At 74.9% G+C, this 22,096-nt stretch carries 21 protein-coding genes and 1 pseudogene; 9 read left to right on the forward strand and 13 right to left on the reverse strand.

The genetic code is table 11. From position 1 onward, the window contains the following. Nucleotides 1–39 precede the first annotated feature (39 nt). The gene (locus tag I4I81_RS17300) at nucleotides 40–624 is read right to left on the reverse strand and encodes an alpha/beta hydrolase family protein (protein ID WP_218603699.1); all 585 of its coding nucleotides are present in this window, start codon (nucleotides 622–624) and stop codon (nucleotides 40–42) included. After that, entirely contained in the window at nucleotides 621–1,409 is a 789-nt protein-coding gene (locus I4I81_RS17305; protein ID WP_218603700.1) for an SOS response-associated peptidase, read from the reverse strand. The genes I4I81_RS17300 and I4I81_RS17305 overlap by 4 nt, the downstream gene beginning before the upstream one ends. Before the next feature lie 181 nt (nucleotides 1,410–1,590). Here I4I81_RS17305 and aroA point away from each other — a divergent pair, with 181 nt between their 5' ends. From aroA to I4I81_RS17320, 3 genes are read left to right on the forward strand one after another with little or no spacing between them, the layout of a single operon-like run. Beyond that, nucleotides 1,591–2,850 (forward strand): 3-phosphoshikimate 1-carboxyvinyltransferase, encoded by a 1,260-nt coding sequence (gene aroA, locus I4I81_RS17310; protein WP_218603701.1) that lies wholly within the window; start codon nucleotides 1,591–1,593, stop codon nucleotides 2,848–2,850. Between the two features lie 4 nt (nucleotides 2,851–2,854). Beyond that, nucleotides 2,855–3,859: a ribosome small subunit-dependent GTPase A gene (gene rsgA, locus I4I81_RS17315; protein WP_218603702.1), complete on the forward strand. Its 1,005-nt coding sequence runs from the start codon at nucleotides 2,855–2,857 to the stop codon at nucleotides 3,857–3,859. Nucleotides 3,860–3,901: 42 nt separating this feature from the next. After that, a complete protein-coding gene (locus I4I81_RS17320) occupies nucleotides 3,902–4,705 on the forward strand; it encodes an SCO4651 family lipoprotein (protein WP_218616175.1) in 804 nt (267 codons plus the stop codon). On the opposite strand, the gene I4I81_RS17325 is transcribed toward I4I81_RS17320, so the two are convergent. Then, a complete protein-coding gene (locus I4I81_RS17325; RefSeq protein ID WP_308187685.1) occupies nucleotides 4,635–5,735 on the reverse strand; it encodes a phosphotransferase in 1,101 nt (366 codons plus the stop codon). The two genes, I4I81_RS17320 and I4I81_RS17325, sit on opposite strands and share 71 nt — an antisense overlap. Here I4I81_RS17325 and I4I81_RS17330 point away from each other — a divergent pair. Then, the gene (locus tag I4I81_RS17330) at nucleotides 5,707–6,915 is read left to right on the forward strand and encodes an FAD-binding domain-containing protein (protein ID WP_218616177.1); all 1,209 of its coding nucleotides are present in this window, start codon (nucleotides 5,707–5,709) and stop codon (nucleotides 6,913–6,915) included. The genes I4I81_RS17325 and I4I81_RS17330 overlap by 29 nt on opposite strands. On the opposite strand, the gene I4I81_RS17335 is transcribed toward I4I81_RS17330, so the two are convergent. Both I4I81_RS17335 and I4I81_RS17340 read right to left on the reverse strand, forming a co-directional pair. Further along, nucleotides 6,916–7,419: a DUF6912 family protein gene (locus I4I81_RS17335; RefSeq protein WP_218605742.1), complete on the reverse strand. Its 504-nt coding sequence runs from the start codon at nucleotides 7,417–7,419 to the stop codon at nucleotides 6,916–6,918. Further along, entirely contained in the window at nucleotides 7,416–8,867 is a 1,452-nt protein-coding gene (locus I4I81_RS17340) for a WS/DGAT/MGAT family O-acyltransferase (RefSeq protein WP_218605743.1), read from the reverse strand. Before I4I81_RS17340 ends, I4I81_RS17335 begins: the two co-directional genes overlap by 4 nt. A 23-nt stretch (nucleotides 8,868–8,890) precedes the next feature. Between I4I81_RS17340 and I4I81_RS17345 the strand changes: the two genes are divergently transcribed. The 3 genes from I4I81_RS17345 to I4I81_RS17355 are packed head-to-tail and all read left to right on the forward strand — an operon-like array spanning nucleotide 8,891 to nucleotide 11,228. Next, nucleotides 8,891–9,646: a TrmH family RNA methyltransferase gene (locus I4I81_RS17345; protein WP_218605744.1), complete on the forward strand. Its 756-nt coding sequence runs from the start codon at nucleotides 8,891–8,893 to the stop codon at nucleotides 9,644–9,646. A 54-nt stretch (nucleotides 9,647–9,700) separates the two neighbouring features. After that, entirely contained in the window at nucleotides 9,701–10,921 is a 1,221-nt protein-coding gene (locus I4I81_RS17350; RefSeq protein WP_218605745.1) for an alpha-hydroxy acid oxidase, read from the forward strand. Between the two features lie 43 nt (nucleotides 10,922–10,964). Next, a complete protein-coding gene (locus tag I4I81_RS17355) occupies nucleotides 10,965–11,228 on the forward strand; it encodes an antitoxin (protein WP_218616178.1) in 264 nt (87 codons plus the stop codon). Between the two features lie 73 nt (nucleotides 11,229–11,301). Here I4I81_RS17355 and I4I81_RS17360 read toward each other — a convergent pair whose 3' ends face one another. Then, nucleotides 11,302–11,676: an HAD-IA family hydrolase gene (locus I4I81_RS17360; RefSeq protein ID WP_226363423.1), complete on the reverse strand. Its 375-nt coding sequence runs from the start codon at nucleotides 11,674–11,676 to the stop codon at nucleotides 11,302–11,304. A 129-nt stretch (nucleotides 11,677–11,805) separates the two neighbouring features. Between I4I81_RS17360 and I4I81_RS17365 the strand changes: the two genes are divergently transcribed. Further along, nucleotides 11,806–12,387, forward strand: a complete 582-nt coding sequence (locus I4I81_RS17365) for an Rv3235 family protein (RefSeq protein WP_226363424.1) — start codon at nucleotides 11,806–11,808, stop codon at nucleotides 12,385–12,387. Between the two features lie 153 nt (nucleotides 12,388–12,540). Here the strand turns inward: I4I81_RS17365 and I4I81_RS17370 are convergent. The 5 genes and pseudogenes from I4I81_RS17370 to I4I81_RS17390 form a co-directional block, all read right to left on the reverse strand. Next, nucleotides 12,541–12,828, reverse strand: a pseudogene (locus I4I81_RS17370) (MarR family winged helix-turn-helix transcriptional regulator); the annotation flags it as partial. A gap of 27 nt (nucleotides 12,829–12,855) precedes the next feature. Next, the gene (gene secA, locus I4I81_RS17375; protein WP_218616180.1) at nucleotides 12,856–15,882 is read right to left on the reverse strand and encodes a preprotein translocase subunit SecA; all 3,027 of its coding nucleotides are present in this window, start codon (nucleotides 15,880–15,882) and stop codon (nucleotides 12,856–12,858) included. 122 nt (nucleotides 15,883–16,004) lie between these two features. Continuing rightward, nucleotides 16,005–16,679, reverse strand: a complete 675-nt coding sequence (hpf, locus tag I4I81_RS17380) for a ribosome hibernation-promoting factor, HPF/YfiA family (protein ID WP_218605722.1) — start codon at nucleotides 16,677–16,679, stop codon at nucleotides 16,005–16,007. Between the two features lie 243 nt (nucleotides 16,680–16,922). Further along, on the reverse strand, nucleotides 16,923–17,564 hold the full coding sequence (locus tag I4I81_RS17385; protein ID WP_226363425.1) for a ComF family protein: 642 nt from the start codon (nucleotides 17,562–17,564) through the stop codon (nucleotides 16,923–16,925). Nucleotides 17,565–17,638: 74 nt separating this feature from the next. Next, nucleotides 17,639–18,088: an SRPBCC family protein gene (locus tag I4I81_RS17390; protein ID WP_218616181.1), complete on the reverse strand. Its 450-nt coding sequence runs from the start codon at nucleotides 18,086–18,088 to the stop codon at nucleotides 17,639–17,641. Between the two features lie 50 nt (nucleotides 18,089–18,138). On the opposite strand from I4I81_RS17390, the gene I4I81_RS17395 reads away from it, so the two are divergent. Then, nucleotides 18,139–18,660: a MarR family winged helix-turn-helix transcriptional regulator gene (locus I4I81_RS17395; RefSeq protein ID WP_218616182.1), complete on the forward strand. Its 522-nt coding sequence runs from the start codon at nucleotides 18,139–18,141 to the stop codon at nucleotides 18,658–18,660. Here I4I81_RS17395 and I4I81_RS17400 read toward each other — a convergent pair. Together I4I81_RS17400 and mtrB are read right to left on the reverse strand one after the other, a co-directional pair. Next, the gene (locus I4I81_RS17400; RefSeq protein ID WP_218616183.1) at nucleotides 18,648–20,375 is read right to left on the reverse strand and encodes an LpqB family beta-propeller domain-containing protein; all 1,728 of its coding nucleotides are present in this window, start codon (nucleotides 20,373–20,375) and stop codon (nucleotides 18,648–18,650) included. The two genes, I4I81_RS17395 and I4I81_RS17400, sit on opposite strands and share 13 nt — an antisense overlap. Beyond that, nucleotides 20,372–22,084, reverse strand: coding sequence for an MtrAB system histidine kinase MtrB (mtrB, locus tag I4I81_RS17405; RefSeq protein WP_218605740.1), 1,713 nt, complete (start codon nucleotides 22,082–22,084; stop codon nucleotides 20,372–20,374). The genes I4I81_RS17400 and mtrB overlap by 4 nt, the downstream gene beginning before the upstream one ends. Between the last annotated feature and the right edge of the window lie 12 nt (nucleotides 22,085–22,096).

The following is a 22,096-nucleotide window of genomic DNA, read 5'->3' on the forward strand; positions in this document are numbered from 1 at the left end:
GCCGGTCAGCCGGGTCGTCCGGTCAGCCGGGTCGTCCGGTCAGCCGGGTCGTCCGGTCAGCCAGGTCGTCACCGCGGCCTTCAGTGCCACGTGGTCGGACTTCAGGCCGTGGTCGCCGCGCAGGACCACCACCTCGCGGCCCGGCGCCGGGTCGGGGACGCCGAAGGCGTCGTTCGCGCCCTGCACCACCAGCACCGGGACGGTCGGCGCCGCGAGCTCGGCGAGGCGGTGCTTCTCCGGGGTCCTCGGCGGCGCGACGGGGAACGCCAGGCACAGCACGCCCACCGCCCCCCCGACGCCCGCGGTGCGGCAGGCCACCCGCGCGCCCGAGGACCGGCCCCCGAACACCAGCGGCAGACCACCCCGGACGTGCTCCACCACCGCGAGCCACGCCGTGTCCAGCTGTCCGGCCGGGGCGGGAGCACGGCGCCCGGCCACGCGGTAGGGCTGCTCGACGAGCACGACCGAGACCCCGGCCGCGGTGGCCGCGGCGGTGGCCGACACCAGGTCCGGCGCCCCGATCCCGCCGCCCGCGCCGTGGCCCAGCAGGAGCACCGCACGCGGGTCGGCCGCGTCGTGCCGGGTGATCCGGGCCGGCCCGTGCGGGGTGGCGACCTCGGTCATGCCGGGTTGGGCCCCGCCAGCAGATCAAGCTGCAGGGGCTCCGGGACGTCCTCGAACGGCGCCAGGAGATCGGGCCCGTTGTTGCGCACGCTGTTGACCAGCGGCGACACCGGTCGCAGCTCCAGCGAACCCACCAGCTCGTCGGACGGGGGCACCAGCCACGCGGCGACCGACTCGTCGTCGGCGCCGGTGTCGGGGTCGAGCCAGGCGTCCCAGGCCGACGGCGGCAGCAGCAGGGGCATCCGGTCGTGCACCTGCGCCAGGTCGCCCACCGCCCCGGTCGTGAGCACGGACGCGGTGACCAGGCCGTCCGGGTAGGCGTTCTCCGGGTCGTCCTTCGGCTTCCAGAACTCCCAGATGCCCGCCATCGCCAGGGAGGAGCCGTCGGCATAGCGGGTGTAGTACGGCTGCTTGTGGTCCGGCCCGCGCTGCCACTCGTACCAGCCGTCGGCGGGGATCAGGCAGCGCCGCGCGTTCATCGCCCGCTTGAAGGCGGGCTTCTCGGCGGCCGTCTCGGACCGGGCGTTGATCATCCGCGCGCCCGCCTTCGGGTCCTTCGCCCACGACGGGACGAGGCCCCACTTCACCAGGCGCAGCGTGCGCTCGGTGACGTCCGGGTCGGGTGTGCCGTCGGCGTCGCGCGGGTGGCGCTGCACCACCGTGACGATGCTCTTGGTCGGGGCGACGTTGTAGTCGGGCTCCGTCGCACCGTCCGTGGCGTCGACTGCCCGGAACTCGTCGGCGAGGTCGGTGGGCGCCTTGATCGAGGCGTAGCGGCCGCACATGGGTCCATCTTGCACCTCGACGCGCCCGCCGGCCGATCTCCGACACCGCCGTGCCGTGGACGCGCCGCACGATCGTCGCGATCCCGACGTCCCGGCCCTCCCCGGGGCCCGGCCGTGCGGTCGGTGGTGATCATCCGGGCGGGCCGGGCCCGGCGACCGGCCCATGGGGGATCATGTCGGCGTGACCACGCCCTGGACCGCCCCCGTCGCCACCGGCCCCGTCCGCGGACGGGTGTCGGTGCCCGGCTCCAAGTCGGTGACGAACCGCGCGCTGCTGCTCGCCGCGCTGTCCGGCGGACCGGCCTCGGTGTCCGGCGCCCCCGCCACCCGCGACACGGCACTGATGGTCGGGGCACTGCGGTCGCTCGGTGTGCCCGTCACCGTCGACGGCGAGCACGTCACGATCGGCGCCCACGACGGGCTGCGCGGCGGCGGGTCCGTCGACTGCGGCCTCGCCGGGACGGTCATGCGGTTCGTCCCGCCCGCCGCGGCACTCGCCGACGGCCCGGTGGCCTTCGACGGCGACCCGCGCGCCCGGGAGCGCCCGATGGGCACCGTGCTCGACGCGCTGCGGGCGCTGGGCGCCGAGATCGACGGCGACGGTCTGCCGTTCACGCTGCGCGGCACCGGGTCGCTGACCGGCGGCGACGTCGTCATCGACGCGTCGGCGTCGAGCCAGTTCGTGTCGGGGCTGCTGCTGTCGGCCGCCCGCTACGACAAGGGCGTCACCGTGCACCACGACGGCAAGCCGGTGCCGTCGCTGCCGCACATCGACATGACGGTGGCGATGCTGCGCACCGCCCGCGTGCACGTCGACGACTCCGAGCCCAACACCTGGCACGTCGCCCCCGGCCCGATCGCCGCGCGCGACTGGGCGGTCGAGCCCGACCTGTCCAACGCCTCGGTGTTCCTCGCCGCCGCGGCCCTGACCGCCGGCTCGGTCACCGTCGCGGGCTGGCCCGAGGGGTCCACACAGCCGGGTGCGGAGATCCTGTCGGTGCTCGCGCAGGCGGGCTGCACGGTCGAGCCCGGGCCGGACGGCATGACGGTGCACGGACCCGACGCCCTGCTCGGCGTCGACGTCGACCTGCACGACGCGAGCGAGCTGACCCCCACCGTCGCCGCGCTCGCCGCACTCGCCACCACGCCGTCGCGGATCCGGGGCGTCGCGCACATCCGGGGGCACGAGACCGACCGGATCGCCGCGCTCGCACACGAGATCAGCGCGGTCGGCGGCGACGTCACCGAGACCGACGACGGCCTGGAGATCCGTCCGGCCCGCCTGCACGGCGCCGCGTGGGGCGCCTACGCCGACCACCGGATGGCCACCGCGGGTGCGCTGGTCGGGCTGGTGGTGCCCGGCGTCGAGATCGACGACATCGGGTGCACGGACAAGACGATCCCCGACTTCCCCGATCGCTGGACGGCGCTGCTCGGGTGACGGCATGAGCAAGCGGGAGTACGACGAGTCCGACGTCCGGATCCGCCCCGGGCGCCGGGGGTCGCGACCGCGCACCAAGCAGCGCCCCGACCACGCCGACGCCGCGGAGGGCATGGTCACCACCGTCGACCGCGGGCGGTGGACCTGCGCACCCGACGGCGACAGCACCCGCCCCCCGGTCACCGCGATGCGTGCGCGGGAGCTGGGCCGCACCCCGATCGTCGTCGGGGACCGGGTGGGGCTGGTCGGCGACCTGTCCGGCGACGTCGACACGCTCGCCCGGATCGTCCGCGTCGAGAAGCGCTCCACCGTCCTGCGGCGCACGGCCGAGGACGACGACCCGTTCGAGCGGGTGGTCGTGGCCAACGCCGAGCAGCTCGTCATCGTCACCGCGGTGGCCGATCCGGTGCCGCGCACGGGTTTCGTCGACCGCTGCCTCGTCGCCGCCTACGCCGGTGGCCTGCGTCCGGTGCTGTGCCTGACCAAGGCCGATCTCGCCGACGCCGAGCCGTTCGCGCAGGCCTACCGGGAGCTCGACTTCCCCGTCGTCGTGACGCGGCGCGACCAGCCGCCGACCGAGCTCGCCGCGCTGCTCGCGGGGAAGGTGTCCGCGCTCGTCGGGCACTCCGGCGTGGGCAAGTCGACGCTGGTCAACGCACTGCTGCCGGGCGTCGACCGGGCCGTGGGCGTCGTGTCGTCGGTCGGGAAGGGCCGACACACGACCGTCGCCGCGCTGGCCTTGCCGCTGCCGCGCACCCCCGACGGGCGCGACGGCTGGGTCGTCGACACTCCGGGCGTCCGGTCGTTCGGGCTGGCCCACGTCACCGCCGACGACGTGCCCGCCGCGTTCGAGGACCTGGCGACGGCGATCGAGGACTGCCCCCGCGGCTGCGGGCACCTCGGCCCGCCCGCCGATCCCGAGTGCGCCCTCGACGCCCGGGTGGAGCAGGGGTTGCTGCGCCCCGGCCGGTTGGCCGCGCTGCGGCGGGTGCTCGTCGCGCTCCGGTGACCGACCGATACGGTTCCTCGACCCCCGACCGGAGGTGCCGTGGTGGCTTCGTGGATCCCCCGCCTGCTCGCGTTGCTGCTCGTGGCAGGCGCGCTCGCCGGCTGCAGCGGTTCGGACCCCGCCCCGGCGGCCCTGCCCCGCTACTACGACATCAACGAGCTGATCGCGGCCGTGTCGGCGCAGCAGCGGGTCGACCGCACGGCGCGGTTCAGCCTGCGCGGTGAGCTCGTCGGCGCCGACGACGCCCGGCTGCGCTTCACCGGGGCAGGCGAGATCCGGATCAGCGACGCCGACCTGGATCTGGCGTTCACGCAGGTCGTCACGCAACCGGGGGCCGACCCCCAGGTGACCGGGTTCGTCGTCCTCCCCGACGCCGTCTACCTACGGATGCCCGCCACCAGCGGCGACGACCGGCCGTGGGTCCGGGTCGACCCGGCCAGCTCCGACCCGGGGGCACAGCAGCTGATCGCGCAGGCCGACCAGCTCACCGAGCGGGCCGACCTCACCGTCACCCTGGCCCGCTACGCCGACGCCACCCTGATCAGCGACGCCGCCGACGACGTCATCGGCGGGGATCCCGCGGTGCGCTACACGATCGTCACCGACCTCGCGCGGGCCGCCGAGACCACCGCCGACCCCGCGCTGAAGGCGCAGCTCGAGCAGCAGGTGCGGGGCGGGCTGACGCGCATCACCTCGACGCTGTGGGTCGACGGCGCGCACCGCCCGCTGCGCAGCGCGGCCCGCCAGGAGCTGCCCGGCATCGGCACGCTGGCGATCACGAGCAGCTACCGCGACTGGGGCCAGGCCGCGACGATCGCCCCGCCGCCGCAGACCCAGGTCCGGTAGCCACCCGGGCGAGCACCTGCGCGATCCGCGCCTGCGCCGCCGCGGCGTAGGTGTCCGGGCGCGCCAGCACCATCACGGCCGGCCACGCGGCGGCCTCCACGTCGCGGGCGGCGGCGAACGGCCCCAGCGACGCCGGGTCCACCACCCGCCCGGTGACGCTCGCGTACCCGGCGAGGACCCCGTCGCAGCCGCCCGCGACCGCGAGGTCCCACTCGGGCGGGCCCGTGCAGGTCTCCTCCAGGTCGACCCAGAACCAGCCGTCGTCGTCGCGGCGGAGGTTGCCCGGGTGGGCGTCGCCGAGCAGCGCGACCGGGGCCGAGCCCCGCAGCTCCGCGAGCACCGCCCGGTGGCGCTCCCGCAGCGCCGCGATCTCGGTGGCGGGGCGTGCGCCCGACTCCTCCAGGACGTCGAGGGCGTCGGTGACCTGCGTCGTCGCCGGGGTGAGCCAGGGCAGGCCCGGCACGCCGTCGAGGGCCCGGTGCAGCGCGCCGAGGGACGCGCCGACGACGAACGGGTCCGCCCGGCCCGGCCGCACCTCGCGGAACTCCCACGACGTCATCGCGAACCCGTCGACGTCGTGCGGGCCGGCGTGCGCCGCCGGGGCCACGACCGGGCCGCCCCGGGCGTGCGCGCCACGCCGCGGGGTCCTTCCGCGCCGTCGCGGCCAGGGTGGCGACGCGGGCCAGCACCGGGGCGGGGGCGAGGTGCACGAGCGGGTTGCCGCGGTCGGACTCCACCCGCAGGTCGTCGGCGGGCAGCCCGAGCCGGACGGCGAGCCGGGCGACGGCGGTGAGGGCACTGTCCACACCCCCACAGTCCCCGGTCCCCCCACCGGGGTCGACCGGATTCCGCCGCCGGCGGGCCGCCGACCCGCCCGGACGGGGACAGCGACTCGCGGGCGGGGAAACAGCGACTCGCGGGCCGGGAAACAGCGACTCGCGGGGTGGGGGCGGGGTGGGTGTCGGCGCGCGGTGGGTGGCCGGCGGCACGAGACTGGGACCGTGCTGCTCCCCGCGCCCACCCCGGGCACCGCCGTGGACTGGGTCCGCGACCACCTCGCCGACCTGTGCTGCGACGAGCCCGCCGCGTCCCCCGCGTTCCGCGGCGGGCAGGTGGCCGCCGACACGGCCCTCGCCGGGCTCGACCTCACCGGCTACGCCGCCCGCCGCAACGAGGTTCTGCCCGTCGGGCGCCGCGGCGCGACGAAGCTGTCGCCGTGGATCCGGCACGGCCTGATCGACCTGCCGACGGCCTGGTCGGCCGCCGCCGACGCCCCGCCGCGGGACCGCACGAAGTTCCGCGACGAGCTGGCCTGGCAGGAGTACGCCCGGCACCTCTACGCGCGGGTGGGCCGTCGCAACGCCACCGCTCTCCGCGCCGCCCCGCCGCGACCCGCCCGGTCATGGGACGAGCCGTGGCCCGCGGAGATGAACTGCGTGTCGAGCTGCGTCACCGAGCTGGAGACCGACGGCTGGCTGGTCAACCAGACCCGGATGTGGCTGTCCTCGCAGTGGACCGTGCGCGCCGGGGCCGAGTGGACCGAGGGTGAGGACCGCTTCTTCACCCACCTGCTCGACGGCTCCCGCGCGGCGAACCGGCTGGGCTGGCAGTGGAGCATCGGTGCGGGCACCGGGAAGCCCTACGGCTTCTCGCGCTGGCAGGTGCAGAAGCGGGCCCCGCAGCTGTGCCGCGACTGCGCGCTGAGCGACGCGTGCCCGATCCAGGACTGGCCGCCGGACGCCCCCGCCGACCGGGTCGACCCCGACCCGCGGCTGCGCGCCGACCCCGATCCCGAGGCGACCGGCGGCCCCCGGGAACCCGACGGCGACGGCGAGCCCGACGCCGTGTGGCTCACCGCGGAGTCCCTCGGCGACGCCGACCCCGCCCTGGCCGCCCACCCCGACGTCCCCGCGGTCTTCGTGTTCGACGAGCCGCTGCTCGCGCGGCTGCGCCTGTCGGGCAAGCGGCTGGTGTTCCTGGCCGAGACCCTCGCCGACCTCGGGACGCGCCGGCCGGTGCAGGTGCACCGCGGCGTCGTCGCCGACGAGCTCGCCGGGCGCGCGGTCGCCGTCACGCACGCCCCGGTGCCCGGGTTCGCCGCGCGGGCCGCGGCGGTCGCCCCGGTGCGCGTGCACCCCTGGCCGTGGCTGTTCCGCCCGCACGCCGGGCCGGTGACGTCCTACAGCGCGTGGCGGAAGAAGGCCCGCTGACTACCCGAGCTCCACCAGGAACGCGATCTCGGACGGGTCGTACCAGGCCAGCTCGTGGTCCTCGGCCTCGCCGATGAGGAACTCGGCGTCGAGGTCGCCCATGTCTGCGGCGTCGACCGCACCCGCGGCCTGTCGCACCGCGTACTCGGCCTCCTCGGTGTCGACGTGCACCGCGGCGATCGCCGACATCGGCACGCCGCCGGAGATCCGCACGGCACCGTCGTCGAGGTCGGGGCGCAGGGTGGCCTCGACGTCGGCCGCCACCACGACCCGCCGGGCGGGCACGTCGTCCTCGCCGAGCCCGAACTCGACGCCGAGCAGCCGCAGCGACGCGCGCGCGGCCTCGGCCATCGCGGCGTACTCCAGCTCCTCCTCGTCGCCCGCGGTGTAGCTCTCCCGCAGCTTCGGGGTGAGCGCGAACGCCGTACCGCCCATCGGGTCGAGCCGGCCGTTCTTCACCATCCGGGCCAGGATCGGCCAGGTCGCCGGGATGTACACCCTCATGTCACGGTCCCCACCAGCTCGTCGAGTGCCTCGTCGACGAGGCCGGCCAGCACCTCGACGTCGGGCATGGCGTCGCGGTCGCCGTTGAAGCCGTAGTAGACACCACCGTCGTAGGAGGTCAGCCCGATGGCCAGGGCCTGGCCCTTCGCGAGCGGCACGACCGGGAACATCTCCAGCATCCGGGCCCCCGCCGCGTAGAGCGGGAACTGCGGGCCGGGGACGTTCGTGACGACCAGGTTGAAGATCCGTTTCGACATCCCGCTCGCCGCCCGCGCTCCGAGCGCGTGCAGCGTGGGCGGGGCGAAGCCGCCGATCCGGACGAGGGTGTCGGCCCCCACCGAGTGCGCCGACGCGGTGTGCTCGCGCATCGCGTGCGTGACGTGGTGCAGCCGCACGACCGGGCTCGGCTCCCCCACCGGGAGGTCGACGATGAACGACGACACCCGGTTGCCGAGCGAGCCCGCCGTCGCGGTGCTGGGGACGTCGGCCTCGCCGCGCACCGACAGCGGCACCATCGCCCGCACCGACGACCCCGACGTGACGGGCTCGCCGCGGGAGAGCAGCCAGTCGCGCAGCGCGCCCGCGACCACGCTGAGCACCACGTCGTTGACGGTGCAGCCGTGGGCCGCGCGGACGCGCCGGTAGTCCTCCAGCTCGGTGCGCGCGATCGCGAACCGGCGCTGCGTGGAGATGTCGACGTTGAGCGGGGTGCCCGGGGCGCGCCTGCTCGCCGCGCGCGCCATGGAGAACAGCTGCGCGAACCCGCCCGCGACCTTCCCGACCGTGGCCACCGCGTCCCCCGCTGCCGCGACGACGTTCTCCACGACCAGACCGGGCCGGGCCACGGCCTCCGCGACCGCCCCCAGCACCAGGTCGACGTCGGTGGGCTCCGGTCGCGGCATCCACAGCTCCGGGTGCGTGCCGGGGCCCCGCGCCCCACCGCGGCCGTTCGGCGCCGCCGCGTCCTCCTCGGGAGTGGAGATGTCCAGGATGACCTGGCCGATGTCGATCGCGCTGATGCCGTCGACCATGGCCTGGTGGGTCTTGGTCAGGATCGCCGACCGGCCCCGCTCCAGCCCCTCGACCAGGTACATCTCCCACAGCGGGCGCGTCGGGTCCAGCGGTCGCGACATCAGCCGCGCCACGAGCTCCGTCAGCTGGTCGTCGGATCCCGGCTTGGGCAGCGCGGAGCGGCGGACGTGGTAGGCCACGTCGAAGTCGACGTCGTCGACCCAGACCGGGCGGGCCAGGTTGGCCGGCACGTGCCGCACCTTCTGCCGGTAGCGGGGCACGAGGGCGATCCGCTGCTCGATGAGCCCGACGAGGGTGTCGTAGTCGAAACCCGACGGGGGCCGCTCGAAGATCGAGACGGCTCCGACGTGCATCGGCGTGGTCGGCTGCTCGAGGTAGAGGAACGAGGCGTCGAGGGGCGAGAGCCGGGGCGGCATGGGGTCGATCCTAGGCTGCACGCGTGCCGGACCCCCGATCGCCGAAGGACACGTTCATCACCGTGTACGGGCGCAAGCCCGTCCAGGAGGCATTGGACGACCCCGACCTGCGGGTCGACAAGGTGATCGTCGCCGACGGGCTGCGCGGCGAGCCGGTGCGCACGATCCTCGACGCCGCCCGGTCCCGCGGGGTACAGGTGCAGCGCGCGTCCGCCCACCGCGTCAAGGTCCTCGCCGGCAACGGGCGCCACGACCAGGGCGTGCTCGCCGACGTCGTCGCGCCGCGGATGGCGCCGGTCGGCGAGTTCCTCGACGAACTCGGCCCCGACGCGCCCGCCGCCGTCCTGGTGCTCGACCGCGTCACGAACCCCTCGAACGTCGGCATGATCCTGCGCAGCGCCACCGCCGCCGGGCTCGACGGCGTGCTGCTCCCCCGCCGCGGCGTCCCCGCGATCGACCCGCTGGTCGTCAAGGCGTCGGCGGGGGTGGCGTTCCGGGCGCCGGTGCTGCGGTCGGGCACCGTCGAGGAGGGCTGCGCGGCCCTGCGCGAGGCCGGGTTCACCCTGTACGGCCTCGACGCGGGCGGGTCGTCGCTGCTCGACGCCGCGCTGCCCGAGCGCGTCGTGCTGGTGCTGGGCAACGAGACCGACGGGCTGTCGGAGACCGTGCGCCCGTACCTCGACGGCGTCCTCGCCATCCCCATGCACGGCGGCGTGGAGTCGCTCGGCGTCGCCAGCGCCGGCGCGGTGGCGTCGTTCGAGCTGGCCCGACGGCGATAGCCGGGCGCGGTGCGCGATACCGCGGCGGGCGACGCGGCGACCTACCCTGGGGACATGGTCCAGCGCCGGTTCCCCCGCCCGTCCGAGCTCGCCCCGCTGCTGCGGCCGGCGCCGATCCAGTGGAACGGCACCGATCGCCGGCTCAGCGGGGCGGCGAGCATCGCCGACCTGCGGCGTATCGCGAAGCGTCGCACCCCGCGGGCGGTGTTCGACTACACCGACGGCGCCGCCGACGGCGAGCTGTCGCTCAACCGGGCCCGCGAGGCGTTCAACCGGGTCGAGTTCACGCCCACGGTGCTGCGCGACGTCTCCGCGGTCGACCTGGGCCGCGACGTCCTCGGGCAGCGCTCGGCCCTGCCGTTCGCGTTCGGGCCCACCGGGTTCACACGGATGATGAACCACGAGGGCGAGCGGGCCGTCGCGGCCGTCGCGGAGCGGGTCGGCATCCCGTACGCGCTGTCGACGATGGGCACGACGACCATCGAGGACGTCGCCGCGGCCGCACCCGGGGCCCGCAAGTGGTTCCAGCTCTACCTGTGGCGCGACCGCTCGGTGGCGAAGGACCTCGTGCAGCGCGCCGCCGACTCCGGTTACGACACCCTCATGCTCACCGTCGACACGCCCGTCGGCGGGGCCCGGCTGCGCGACGTCCACAACGGGCTGACGATTCCGCCCGCACTGTCGCTCAGGACGTTCGTCGACGGGGCGATGCACCCGAACTGGTGGGTCAACCTGCTCACCACCGACCCCCTGACGTTCGCCAGCCTGGAGTCGACGGACGGCACCGTCGCCGAGCTCATCAACCGCGTGTTCGACCCGGCCCTCACGATGGACGACGTCGACTGGCTGCGCGGCACCTGGCCCGGCAAGCTCGTGATCAAGGGCATCCAGAACGTCGACGACGCCCGTCGTGTGGTCGACGCCGGTGCCGACGCGGTACTGCTGTCCAACCACGGCGGCCGCCAGCTCGACCGGGCGCCGGTGCCGCTGGAGCTCGTGCCGCCCGTCGTCGACGCGGTGGGCGACCGTGCCGAGGTGTGGGTCGACACGGGCATCACGCACGGAGCCGACATCGTGGCCGCGATCGCCTTCGGCGCGCAGACGGCACTGATCGGGCGGGCCTACCTCTACGGCCTGATGGCGGGGGGGCAGCGCGGCGTCGAGAAGGCGGTGGAGATCCTGACGGGCGAGATCACGCGGACCCTGCAGCTCATGGGGGTCAACAGCGTCGACGAACTCCGACCGTCACACGTTCGTCTACGCCCGATCGGGTGAACGCCGGCGTGCATTCGACGGCGATCCACGCCAAGGTGCGGGTATGAGCTTTCTGGACAAGGCCAAGGACCTCCTGAACCAGCACGACGACAAGGTGGACCAAGCCCTCGACAAGGCGGGCGAGGCCGCCAAGGGTCGGTTCGCCGGGCACGAGGGCCACATCGACGGGCTCGTCGACCAGGCGCAGCAGCGCACCGGTGCCGGCGACACCACGCAGCAGGCGCCCCCCGCGCCCGCCCCCGCGGACGGCGCCCCGGCCGACGAGCAGCAGCTCGAGACCCCGCCGCCCGCGCCGCCGCAGCAGTGACCGCTCGGCCCTAGCCGAGCTGGAACCGGGCCCGCGTCCGACGGCACTGCGCCGTCCGGGACGCGGGCCCTTCTCATGCGAGCCCGAGCAGCACCTCGACCTCGTCGACGGTGCGGTCGGGATCGACGTGGTGCACGACCACCGCCCCCGCGGCCCGGGCGCCGCGGACGTTCACCGCGAGATCGTCGACGACCACGCACTCGTCGACGCCGAGCCCGAGGCGGTCCGCGGTGAGCCGGAACACCTCGGGATCGGGCTTGCGCACCCCGAGCGCCGGACCGAGCACCAGCACGTCGAACAGGGCGGCGACCTCGTCGGGCACGACGTGCGCGTCGGACACCAGCGCCGTGCGGCAACCGGCCGCACGGGCCCGGCGCACCAGGTCGAGCACGTCGGGGCCGTCGGTGAGCACCCCGCCGAAGTCCATGACCAGCCCGCGCAACGCCACGGCCACACGGTAGAGGCCGCGCGGCGCGGTCCGCCCGGCAAGTCGCCGCACGATTCGGGCCCGGACCGTACGGTCCCGAACCGATCGGAACCGCCGCGACCGACCGCCCACCCGGCGCACCGTCACCCCGTGACCAGCACCCTGTCGCCCGCCGCCCCGCCGCCCACCGCCCCGCCGCCCACCGCCCCGCCGCCCACCGCCCCGCCGCCCACCGCGCCATCGCCCACCGCGCCATCGGCCACCGTCCCGCCAGCCGCCACCCCGTCGCCCACCACCCCGCAGACCGCCCGTCCCCGGCTGCGTCCCGTGTCCTACGAGCCCGCGCCCGGAACGGCCGCGGCGCTCGTGCGCGCCGTCCCCCCTCGCCCACCGGTCGCCGCCGGGACCGGTGGAGAGCCGCCCGGGGCGCTCGACGCCATCGTCCGGCTGCTGCGCCTGGGCTGCGAAGTCCTCGACGGCAGGCGCCCGACCGGCCAGCTCGCGGCCCACTCCGAGGACGAGGTCGTGCGCTACTGGCGGGTGGTGGCCGCGCGACGCCCGGTCACCCGGCGGTCACCGGCCCGCTTCCGCCGGGTCCGGCTCTGCCATCCGCGGCCGGACGCCGCCGAGGTGGCGCTGGCCGTCGAGCTCGACGGCCAGGTGCGCGCCCTCGCGGCCCGGTTCGACCTCCACGACGGCCGCTGGCGCTGGACGGCCGTCCGCATCGGCTGACCCGTCGAGGGCCGCCAGCACGGAGTGGAGGTAGGCACGGACCGCGGGAGGGGGCGGTGGGACGTGTCGTCGCAGGTCCCGGGCGACGGCGGTGAACGCGGCGAGGTAGCACCCCCGTCCGGCGTCGGTGACGCACACGCGCACGATCCGGCGGTCGACCGCGTCGCGGACCCGCACCACCTGCCCGGCCCGCTCCAGCGCGTCGACGACCGGGGTGAGGGTGGCCGGGGCGACGCCCAGCCCGGCCGCGAGCTCCCGGTGCGCCGCCGGGCGACCGCGGGCGAGCACGCCGAGTACGCCCAGCGAGGTCGGGGTGAGGCCGTGCGCGGCCACCACGCGGCGCAGGAGGCGGTCGACCGCCTGCCCGGCCTGCGGGAGGAGCAGGTCGAGCGGCGGCGGTACGGGCGCGTCGGTCACGCCCCGCACGCTAGGGCTCGGCACCCTGGCGGCGGGGCGGTTCCGGAGAACCTACGGACGGGCGGCGGTGGAGGACCCGTGGCACTGCTTGTACTTGCGACCGGAGCCGCACGGGCACGGCCGGTTGCGCGACGGCTCGCTGTCGCTGCGCGCCGCGCCCCGGGCCGCTCGCCCGTTGCCGCCGCCGCGCGTGACGGTGCCACCGTCCTCGGTGGGGCCGGTGTAGCGCAGCTCCGAGGGCCGGGTGCCCTGGTACGCGCTGGGCAGCACGTTCGTGACGGCCGCGTCGTCCGCGGCGGGGGCCTCGGGCTCCGCGCGGCGACGGCGGCCCGTCGGGCGCACCGGTGCACCCCCGACGGCGGAAACGCCGTTCGCGGGCGTCGACGGCTCGGCTGCCGGGACCGGGTCGACCGCGACGGGCACGGGCGGGGCGGCGGCGGGCCGGGCCGCAGCCGGCTGGCCTGCGGCCGGCTGGGCTGCGGCGGGCTGGGCTGCGGCGGGCTGGGCTGCGGCGGGCTGCACGGCGGTGGCCGCGTCGGCCGCGGGCTGTGCCGGGGCGGCTGCCTGCACCTTCACGTTGAAAAGGTGCCCGACCGTCTCCTCCTTGATGCCCTCGAGCATCGCGGCGAACATGTCGAAGCCCTCGCGCTGGTACTCGATGACCGGGTCGCGCTGGGCCATCGCGCGCAGCCCGATGCCCTCCTTGAGGTAGTCCATCTCGTAGAGGTGCTCGCGCCACTTGCGGTCGATGACCTGCATGAGGACCTGGCGCTCCAGCTCCCGCATGCCGCCCTGCGCACCGATCATCGCGTCGATGTCGGCCTCGCGGCGCGCGTACGCGGCCCGGGCGTCCTGCAGCAGCGCTGCGGTGAGCACGTCCTTCGTGAGGTCGCCCGGGTCGTCGAGGTCGCCGTCGTCGGAGTCGGCGAGGTCCTGCCAGCGAATGCCCACCGGGTAGACGGTGCGCAGCGCCGTCCACAGCTTGTCGAGGTCCCAGTCCTCGGAGTAGCCCTGACCGGTCTCGCCGTCGACGTAGGCCGTGACCACGTCGGTGAGCATGTGCTCGATCTGCTCCTGGATGTTCTCGCCCGCGAGCACGCGCCGCCGCTCGGAGTAGATGACGGTGCGCTGCTGGTTGAGCACCTCGTCGTACTTGAGGACGTTCTTGCGGATCTCGAAGTTCTGCTGCTCGACCTGCGTCTGCGCGCTGCGGATGGCCTTGGTGACCATGCCCGCCTCGATCGGCACGTCGTCGGGCAGGTTGAACCGGTTCATGATCGACTCGACCATGTGTCCGTTGAACCGGCGCATGAGCTCGTCGCCGAGCGAGAGGTAGAACCGCGACTCGCCCTGATCACCCTGGCGGCCCGACCGGCCGCGGAGCTGGTTGTCGATGCGCCGCGACTCGTGCCGCTCGGTGCCCAGCACGTAGAGCCCGCCCGCGGACTTGACCTCCTCCGCCTCGGCCGCCACCTGCGACTTCATCGAGTCGACCGCGTCGTCCCAGGCCGCCTCGTACTCCTCGCGCGTCTCGACGGGGTCGAGCCCGCGGCGGCGCAGCTCGAGGTCGGCGAGGAACTCGGGGTTGCCCCCCAGCACGATGTCGGTGCCGCGGCCCGCCATGTTGGTGGCGACCGTGACCGCCCCCGCGTGCCCGGCCTGCGCGACGATCGCGGCCTCGCGCTCGTGGTGCTTGGCGTTGAGCACCTCGTGCGGGATCTGGCGCGAGACCAGCAGCTTGGACAGGTACTCGGACTTCTCGACGCTCGTGGTGCCCACCAGCACCGGCTGACCGACCTTGTGCTTCTCGGCGATGTCGTCGGCGACGGCCTCGAACTTCGCCTCCTCGGTCTTGTAGATCAGGTCGGGCTGGTCCTTGCGGACCATCTCCCGGTTGGTGGGGATCGAGACGACGCCCAGCTTGTAGATCTGGCCCAGCTCGGCGGCCTCGGTCTGCGCGGTGCCGGTCATCCCGGAGAGACGCTCGTAGAGGCGGAAGTAGTTCTGCAGGGTGATGGTGGCCAGCGTCTGGTTCTCCGCCTTGACCTCCACGCCCTCCTTCGCCTCGATCGCCTGGTGCATGCCCTCGTTGTAGCGGCGCCCGGCCAGCACGCGGCCGGTGAACTCGTCGACGATCAGGACCTGTCCGTCGCGGACGATGTAGTCCTTGTCCTTGCGGAACAGCTCCTTGACCTTGATCGCGTTGTTCAGGTAGCCGACGAGCGGGGTGTTGGCGGCCTCGTAGAGGTTGTCGATGCCCAGCTGGTCCTCGACGAGGGTGACGCCCTCCTCGGTGACGCCGACGGTGCGCTTGCGCTCGTCGACCTCGTAGTGGACGTCCTTCTTCAGCATCGGCGCCATGCGCGCGAACTCCTGGTACCAGCGGGCGCTCTGCTCGGCCGGTCCGGAGATGATCAGCGGCGTGCGGGCCTCGTCGATGAGGATCGAGTCGGCCTCGTCGACGACGGCGAAGTTGTGGCCGCGCTGCACCATGTCGGCCTTGTTCCAGGCCATGTTGTCGCGCAGGTAGTCGAAACCGAACTCGTTGTTCGTGCCGTAGGTGATGTCGGCCTTGTACTGGCCGCGGCGGATCAGCGGCGGCATCTCCGAGAGGATCACGCCGACCGACAGGCCGAGGAAGCGGTGGATGCGGCCCATGCTCTCGGAGTCGCGCTTGGCCAGGTAGTCGTTGACGGTGACCAGGTGCACGCCCTCGCCGGAGATGGCGTTGAGGTACGCCGGCAGCGTCGAGGTCAGCGTCTTGCCCTCACCGGTCTTCATCTCCGCGATGTTGCCCAGGTGCAGCGCGGCCCCGCCCATCAGCTGGACGGTGAAGGGACGCTGGCCGATCGTGCGGCGCGCGGCCTCGCGAACGACGGCGAACGCCTCGGGCAGCAGCTCGTCGAGGGTCTCGCCGTCGGCGAAGCGCCCGCGGAACTCGTCGGTCTTCGCGCGCAGCTCGGCATCGGTGAGCCCCTCGACATCGGGCTCGAGCGTGTCGATGTGCGCGGCGATCCGGCCCAGCCGCTTGACCAGCTTCGTCTCTCCGGCGCGCAGCAGGCGGTCCAAAAGCGGCACAGCTCGACCTCATTCACGTCGCGGTCAGGTCGCAGCACGGCGGCCAGAGGCGTCGCGCTGCCCGTCCAGGGTAGCGAAGCACCCGGACCTTCCTGCACAACGCCGAGGGGGCGGTGGACGGGCTATCTGCCGAGCCGGATGACGCCGTAGTCGTAGCCCTTGCGCCGGTAGACGACGCTCGGCTCACCGGTCTCGGCGTCGGCGAAGAGGTAGAAGTCGTGTCCGACGAGCTCCATGCGGGACAGCGCGTCGTCGATCGACATCGGGTCAGCCGTGTGCACCTTGCGCCGCACCACGCGGCCGGGGACCGGGTCGTCGTCCGTGGCCTCGGGCGGGAGGTGCTCGTGGGTCACGTCGTCGGCGGCGTCGCGCGGGAACGGGATGTCGACCGCGGCCTCGACGTCGAGCGCGTCGACCGGCGGGGCCTCGTCGAGGAGGGCGGTGCCCCGGCCGTTCGCCGGACCGCGGCCGACGAGGACCCGGGTGCGCCGCCCGGTGACGCGGCGGCGGTCGTGGGACCGACGCAGGCGCGCCTCCAGTTTGGCCACGCAGGCGTCGAGGGCGGCGTAGAAGTCCTGCGCACAGGCCTCGGCCCTGGCGACGGGGCCGCAGCCCCGGCCGGTCAGCTCCACGCGCTGACAGGTCTTGAGCTGTCGTCGGTTGGGTTCGTGGAAGAGCTCCACCTCCAACCCGACGATCTTGTGGTCGTAGCGTTCCAGGCGAGCGACCTTCTCGGCGACGTGCACCCGGAAATGCTCGGGCACCTCGACGTTACGGCCGGTGACAACGATCTCCACGCAGACTTCCCTCGCTCTCAGCGTCGGGTTGGCGGTGCAGTTCGTGCCGGGGCTGTCCTGCCCCGGCGCCGGGCTCTTCCTCCTCTGCCGGCCCTGTGGCCAGGGGGTGGGTCGGATGGGAAGGGACGGTAGCCGGGATCACAGATGTGCAACAGGTCCGTGCGGTGAGTGACGCCGAAGCGTGTGGTTGCGCTCGGTGACATTCCCCGGACAGCTGCCGGACGGTACGATTCCACCCGCTCTTCATGATCCACATGCACCGGTCGCGTCGCACAGCACGAGTACGCCGTCGACCCGGATCCCCGCGTCCCGCAGGGCCGCGACGCACGTCCGCAGCGTCGCCCCCGTGGTCACGACGTCGTCCACGAGCAGCACCGGGGCCCCGTTCCCCGGCCGGCCGATCGGTCGGACGCCCACCCGGCCTCGCAGGTTCGCCGCCCGCTGCCCGGCGTCGAGACCCACGGAGTCGACCGCCCCGCCGCCCAGCACCAGCACGGGAGCCACCCGCACCCCGGGCCCGGCATCGGCCACTGCCCGGCACAGCCGCAGCACGTGGTCGCCGCCGCGGGCCCGGGCCGCGCGGGCGCGCGACGGGGCGGGCACCAGCTGCGCCGGACCGGTCAGGCCGGAGGCGAGCACCGCGGCCAGCGAGCCGACGAGATCGCGGCGGCCCCGCTCCTTGTAGCGCAGCAGCGCGGTGCGCAGCGGGCCCGCGTAGGGCCCGGCGGCGAGCGTCGGGGGCAGTCCGGTGAGCGCGACCCGCCGCGGCGCAGCGGTCGCCGCGGCGCACGCCGGGCACCAGAGCTCGGCGGGCGCGTCGCACCCCGCGCAGCCGCCGGGCAGCACCAGATCGGCCAGCGCGGCACCGAGACCCCGGACGTCCACCCCCGCAGTGTGCCGATCGACCGTCCGGACCGCGTCGGACCGTCCACAGGTCGGCGGCGCCTGTGGACGACCCGTCAGCGGGCCCCGGCCCCGGCCTCCACCAGCGCACCCAGCCGGGCCAGGTCACCCCGCAGGCCCCGCCGCAGCGCCACCCGCAGGACCGGCGCGAGCAGCCGCTCGATCCCGTGCGGGCGGACCCGCAGCTCCAGCTTCACGGTGCAGGTGCCGACCCCGGTCTCCTCGACGGACCGGGCGCCCTCGGCGTCGACCCCGGCGGTGGTCCGCCAGGCGAACCTCCGGCCCGGTCCGACGGCCTCGACCACGCCCGCGTTGCGGTACGCCCGACCGGCGAAGCGCATCCGCTCGTCGGTCCGCTGCCCCACCCGCACCGCCCCGGCCGGGGTGGGGTCCATCGCGGTGACCCCGCCCCGCCACTGCGGGTCGTGGGCGTAGTCGGCGACCACCGCCCACACCTCGGCCGCAGGCCGGTCGACGTCCAGCTGTTCGCCGATATCTATGTTCATGGACGAAAAGTACGACATCGAAAAGTACGGGTCAAGGGTAGAGTCCTCGCATGCCCGAGCCGGACGCCGTGGACCAGGTCATCGCGCAGTGGCGCCGCGAGCGCCCCGATCTCGATCTGGCCGCGATGGCCACGATCGGGCGCCTGGGCCGTCTCGCCGCGCTGGCCGGACCTCTGGTCGAGGCCGGGCTCGCCCCGCACGGGCTCGGCACCGGGGAGTTCGACGTGCTGGCGGCGCTGCGCCGGTCGGGCGAGCCGTTCACGCTCACCCCGACCGTGCTGGCCCGCGCGCTCATGCTCTCGCCCGCAGCGATGACCAACCGGCTCGACCGGCTGGAGGCGGCCGGGATGCTCACCCGCGAGCTCGACCGCGGCAACCGGCGCAGCGTCCTGGTCACCCTCACCGCCGACGGCCGGGCGCGGGTCGACGCGGCCGTCACCGACCACGTGGCCAACGAGGAGCGGCTGCTCGCGGCCCTCTCGCGGGAGGACCGCCTGCTGCTCGACGCCCTGCTGCGCCGGCTGCTCGCGGGCCTGCCCGGCCCTCCTGACCGGCCGGGTCAGCCCGGGTAGAACGGGACGGCGTCGGGGGCCCCGCCGAGGACCTGGCGCCAGGCGTCCTGGTCACCGCCCGCGAAGCTCCACACCCCGGTCTGGTCGGTCACGAGGAACGGCCGGCTGGGGGCCGCGGCCACCGCCCCGAGCGGCGGCGTCAGGTTGTTGACCAGCAGTCCCTGCACCGACAGTCCGTCGACCGAGACCTGCGCGACGAGCCGGTCGGAGCGCCGGGTGATCGCGACGATCTGCTCGGAGGACCGCCAGTCGGCGCTCACGACCTCGCCGAGGTCGTCCGGGCGCAGCCGCCGGATGTTGCGGACGGCCGCCTCACCGTCGATGCTCCGCGTCACCGCTGCGGTGTAGAGCCCGCCCGCGACGACCGCGACGACGCGTATCCCGTCACGTGAGAGCCGCAGGTCCTGGATCGGGCCGAACGCCGCGAGCTCGTCGGCGTTGACCTGCCCGGTGCGCAGCGCGCCGCCGCTGTCGACGAGCACGCGGGCCACCGTCGTCGAGTCCAGGACGGTCCAGACCTCGCTGCCGGTGGGCGTCCAGGACGGGCGGGTCATGTCGACCGCACCGAGCCCGACCTCGGTGACCCCGCCCTCGACCCCTCCCCCGACCAGCAGCAGGCGGCGACCGGCCGACCGGGCGACGGCGGCGAGCCGCTGCCCGTCGACGGTCGTCGCCGCGGACTCGACGTCGTACCCCCCGTTGCCGACGGGCTCCGGCAGCTCGACCGGGTTCGTCCCGAGCCCGCGCAGCCGCCCGCCCGCCGCGACGAGCGCGGGCACGTCGGCACCGGGCTGGACGTCGCCCGCGAGGTCGGCGACGTCCTCGCGGCTGACCTCGGGCCGGTCGGTCAGCAGCGGGATGCCGTCGACGAGCAACCGGACGCGCGCGACGTTGACGTCGGCGAGGGACAGCACGACCTGGGCGGCGAGCAGCCTACGGCCGAGCTCGTCGAGGTCACCGACGCGCGTCAGGTCGACGATCAGCGCACCGGACTCGGCGAGCGCGACGTTGGACCGAAGCCGCGCGTCCGGGCCGAGCTGCGATCCGGCGGCGCCGAGCAGGGCGCCCGACGGCCCGGCCAGCAGCAGTTCCATCACCCGCGCGGCCTGCGCGCGGGAGGGGAACGCGGGGAGGTAGCGCAGGTCCGGCACCACGACGCGCCGGGTGGGGTCGACGAACCAGGTGCGGACGTCGCGGTAGCTCGTGCGGAACTCGTCGAGCGGTACGACGACGCCGGCCGGGAGCTCGGAGATGCGCCACTGGCCGTCGCTGCGCACGACGGTGACGTCGATCTGCACCGGCGACTGCTCGGGCTCGAACGCCCCCGACGGCGTCACACGCCCCACCGAGCTGCCCCGGATCCGGATGCGCGTGACGTCGGTGGACGGGTCCTGCGCACCCGGCGAGGGGACGGTGTCGAACTGGGAGTCCAGGACGGTGAATCCCGCGCCGGCGTCCCAGTCCTGCGCCGTGGCCGGGGCGAGGAACTGGCGGGCCGCGGCGTGGTCGTCGGTGCTGCTGCCCGACGCCTCGACGAACCCGCGGACCAGCCCGCCCGCATCGGTCCCGTCGATCGGGCCCGGTGGGGCGACCGGCGTCTCGCCGTCGGTGACCCGGCGCAGGATCTGCACCGGTGAGCTGCCGGGCACGCTCGCGCAGCCGGCGACCCCGGCCAGCGCGAGCAGCAGGGCCAGCGCGACGGTCATGCGCCTCATCGCTGCTCCTCCAGCTCGGCCTCGACGTCGGCGGCCACGTCGTCGCCCGGCAGCCACTGGGGCGACAGCTCGACCACGGGACGCCCGCGCGGCGGGGTCGGCGTCGACACGACCGGGGCGTGCGCGTCGGGGCCGAGCGGGAGCGGGCTGCCGGTCAGCGTCTCGCCCGCGACGCGCGGCAGCGTCAGCCGGAACGCCGCACCGCGGCCGATCTCGCCCCACGCCTGCAGCCAGCCTCCGTGCAGCCGGGCGTCCTCGACGCTGATCGACAGGCCCAGCCCGCTGCCGCCGCTGCGCCGCGCCCGGCTCTCCTCCGCGCGCCAGAAGCGGTTGAACACCAGCGCGGCCTCGCCCGGACGCAGCCCGACGCCCTGGTCGCGGACCAGCACCGCCACCGCCCGCTCGTCGGCGGCGAGCTGGACGCGCACCGGCCTGCCCTCCCCGTGGTCGACGGCGTTGGCCACCAGGTTGCGCACGATCCGCTCGACGCGCCGGTTGTCGATCTCGGCGTACACGCCGTCGGGGAGGTCGAGGTCGAGCTCTGTGCCGGTCTCGTCGGCGATGCCGCGCACCGCCTCGACCGCGCGCAGGACGACCGCCCGCACGTCGACGCGCTCGGCGACGAGGTCGGCGACGCCCGCGTCGAGGCGGCTGATCTCCAGCAGGTCGGCGAGCAGCGCCTCGAACCGGTCCAGCTCGGTGACCAGCAGCTCCGAGCTGCGGCGCAGCGCAGGGAGCAGCTCGGCACGGGAGGCGTAGAGGACGTCGGCGGCCATCCGCACCGTCGTCAGCGGGGTGCGCAGCTCGTGGCTGACGTCGGAGGTGAACCGGCGCTGCAGCGCCCCGAACTCCTCCAGCTGTCGGATCTGGGTCTGGATGCTCTGCGCCATCTCGTTGTAGGACTCGCCCAGGCGCGCGACCTCGTCGTCGCCCTGCACGCGCATCCGCTCGTCGAGGTGGCCGTCGGCGAAGCGCTCGGCGATCTCCGCGGCCTCCCGGACCGGCCGGACGACGAGCCGCGTCACGATGCTGACGATCCCCGCGAGCAGCAGGAGCAGCAGCAGCCCGCCGACGATCAGCGTGCTCTGCACCAGCCCGAGCGTGCGCTGCTCGGAGTCGAGCGGGAACAGCATGTAGAACTCGAGGACCCGCGGCCCGGCCGTGCGCACCGGCTGCCCGACGACGAGCGTCGGCACCGCCGCGCCGTCCTGGATGATCGTGACGTACTGGCGGGCGAGCGTGCCGTCGTCGCCGACGTCGCGGCGCAGCTCGACGGGCACGTCCTCGACCGGCCCGGAGGACACCTCCCCGCCGCCGTCGCGCCGACCGGTGGTCAGCACCGCGCGGAACTCGCCCGCCGCGGTGGCCTCGCCGTCGGAGTCGGCGCTGGTCAGCTGCGCGAGCGCGTTGTTCAGCTCACCCTCCGCGCCCTCCCGGTCGGGGTCGACGCCGGACAGGTCGCGCTCCAGCAACGAGACGCCCGCCTCGAACCGCAGCAGCGTGTCGGACTCCTTGCCCCGCACCAGTCGCTGCGCGATCTGGGTCTGCAGGACCAGGCCCAGCACCAGCACGACGGCGGTGGACAGCGCGAGCGTGCTGATGACGACCCGCAGCTGCAGGGACCGCCGCCAGACCGCACCGGACGCCTCGGCCACCTCGGCCCCGAGCTGGCGGGCCTGGGCCAGCCCGCGGCGCACGCGGCCGGGCATCAGCAGGTCGGG

Origin of the sequence: Pseudonocardia abyssalis, from assembly GCF_019263705.2 — a bacterium.
Classification (GTDB): Bacteria; Actinomycetota; Actinomycetes; order Mycobacteriales; family Pseudonocardiaceae; genus Pseudonocardia; species Pseudonocardia abyssalis.